The following is a 2,140-nucleotide window of genomic DNA, read 5'->3' as shown; positions in this document are numbered from 1 at the left end:
TACAACGTTTTTGACACTGGGATATTGAAAACGGCTCATCAAGTCCTAGCGCGTAGCTTTCGGAATTACTTCTCAGAGAGAAGGCGTATGTTCCGGGTCTGGTAACTCTGGTAACTCAATCCCTCGGAAGAGCAATGCTTCAACTATCTGAGATACAGATTTATTTCCCAGATTTTTCAGCGTTCGCAAGCCTGTGACACCATATTTCTTTAAATCTTCTATTGTGTTAACTTGTGCCTCTTTAAGCGCCGTATAAGTATTTTTTTTCAAATTCAATGACTCAATACTGTTTTCATCAACAACACTTACAGGTGTATTATCCCCATTTATTTCCTCTACGGGATGTACATTGCTGTTGGCAACCTCTACAAGCTGATTATCTGGTGAGATTGAGTCAGAGCTTTCAGGGATGCTAATTTTTTCAACACTGTCCTCATTGTCATCAACAACACTTACAGGTGTATTATCCCCATTTATTTCCTCTACAGGATGTACATTACTGTTGGCAACCTCTACAAGCTGATTATCTGGCGAGATTGAGTCGGAGCTTGGAGGAAAGCTAATTTTTTCAACACTGTCTACATTGGCATCAACAACGCCATTCGACTTATTGTCCTCAAGTATTTCTAGAACTCTATCTATTTTTGCTAGTTGCTCATAAACTGTATTTACACTCACGGTTGGTTCTACACCAGCATCAACAGAGGCTAACCAGTCATTTTTGATTAGGTTGGATAACTCTGACTTTATATGGCTAGGCTTTAATCTGCCTTCTGTAATTAACTTTTCGACAACAGAATGTGGCACACGGAAGCTTACAATAGGTGATTCCTTGCTTTTTTTTCCCATATCCCTTTACTTTGTCAACAGTGTACACAGTAAACATATCATGTGTATACAGTGTTGACAATATGGAAAATTCCTCAGAGTCAGCCCATAACTATGCAAATTTTCTTGTGTATGTTTTAGTACCTAAAACAAATTATTTAAAAGAATACTAGCAAACCAAGAGTAATCAAGTGTAACAATCATTCATTTACGTCAAATTCATCAATTATTAGCGTCTTAAAGCTCTGTGTCAACTGCTGCCAGAGGAACTCAATTTCCTCATAGCACTTCTGTGAAGAAATTTTTCCCGAAGTCTGTAGATTAGAGAGATAACAAACACGTTCAGAAAATTCTTGAAGATTAGCATTGAATAAAAGATTTTGAGGCGTGTACTTTCCAAGATATCGATAGCGCTGGTAGAGGAAATTGTCTTTGTCTATCTGATTGTCGTTATCCATATTCAAAAAAAATCTTCTTAGTTCTTCTTAGTACAAATCTAGACTTAGTTATTTCACGTTATTTTTATGTTTACATCTATATATAGATATAGTATTAAAATACCCATTCTGGAATCAGAATCACTTATTTTTCCAATTATTCACCTGATTATCTTTGTAAACAGCACCTTGTTCTGAAATCTCCAAATCCTCACATGGACTGAAAAATATCAAATTATTGCGATTTAACTCAAATGTTAGAGGTGATTCGTAAAGAAAATCTAAAGGGCTTCTGGGTTAGCTTGAGTAGATTTTATGCTAGATCAAGTTGAATAGTTGCACTGAACATCACTCGTCTCCCCTACGGTTTCGATGGTGGCAAGAAGGTTAAAGGACGTAAGCGGCATATCGTCGTAGACTCTCAAGGATTGTTGATTGGGGTTCTCGTCACGCCCAGCAAATGCCTCAGAACGATTAGGGGCGGTGATTGTGTTGGATGAAGCAAAAGATAAATTGTCCAAATTAGAAGTGATCTGGGTAGACCAGGGGTATTCTGGCAAAAACTTTGCCAATGCTGTTGGGCAGGTCTGTGGTGAGCGGGTGCGGGTGGAAGTGATTAAACGAACCTCTGAGACGTTTGAGCAGTTGCCCAAGCGGTGGATTGTTGAGCGAACCAATGGAAAAGCTGAACCGATTTCGGCGGTTAAGCAAAGATTATGAGGTGTATTCAGAGGTCAGTGAAGCGATGATTTATGGTTCTTTGCTTCGTCTCATGGTCAGGCGATTAGCTACTTAAGATTTACTTTACGAATCAGCTCTAAGAGCCTGTCAAGAAACAACTTTTACATGTTGAAGTATAGATGTTATGCTCAAAC

The 2,140-nt window shown here is 38.6% G+C and carries 2 protein-coding genes and 1 pseudogene; 1 reads left to right on the top strand and 2 read right to left on the bottom strand.

The window, feature by feature from the left end; translation table 11 throughout:
- Positions 1-72 precede the first annotated feature (72 nt).
- Both GNF10_RS36530 and GNF10_RS36525 read right to left on the bottom strand, forming a co-directional pair.
- Positions 73-849: a DNA-directed RNA polymerase subunit alpha C-terminal domain-containing protein gene (locus GNF10_RS36530; protein WP_185607472.1), complete on the bottom strand. Its 777-nt coding sequence runs from the start codon at positions 847-849 to the stop codon at positions 73-75.
- 179 nt (positions 850-1,028) lie between these two features.
- The gene (locus GNF10_RS36525; protein WP_185581481.1) at positions 1,029-1,286 is read right to left on the bottom strand and encodes a hypothetical protein; all 258 of its coding nucleotides are present in this window, start codon (positions 1,284-1,286) and stop codon (positions 1,029-1,031) included.
- Between the two features lie 341 nt (positions 1,287-1,627).
- On the opposite strand from GNF10_RS36525, the pseudogene GNF10_RS36520 reads away from it, so the two are divergent.
- Positions 1,628-2,061 (top strand): annotated as a pseudogene (locus GNF10_RS36520) (transposase); the annotation flags it as partial.
- Between the last annotated feature and the right edge of the window lie 79 nt (positions 2,062-2,140).

Origin of the sequence: Nostoc sp. UCD121 (assembly GCF_014222285.1) — a bacterium.
In the GTDB taxonomy this organism is placed as follows: domain Bacteria; phylum Cyanobacteriota; class Cyanobacteriia; order Cyanobacteriales; family Nostocaceae; genus Nostoc.
This window is presented reverse-complemented; position numbering and strand designations above follow the sequence as displayed.

Excerpts from the sequence above, each read along its gene's own strand:
- GNF10_RS36525 (WP_185581481.1), bottom strand. The coding sequence starts at position 1,286 with ATGGATAACGACAATCAGATAGACAAAGACAATTTCCTCTACCAGCGC.
- GNF10_RS36530 (WP_185607472.1), bottom strand. The coding sequence starts at position 849 with ATGGGAAAAAAAAGCAAGGAATCACCTATTGTAAGCTTCCGTGTGCCA.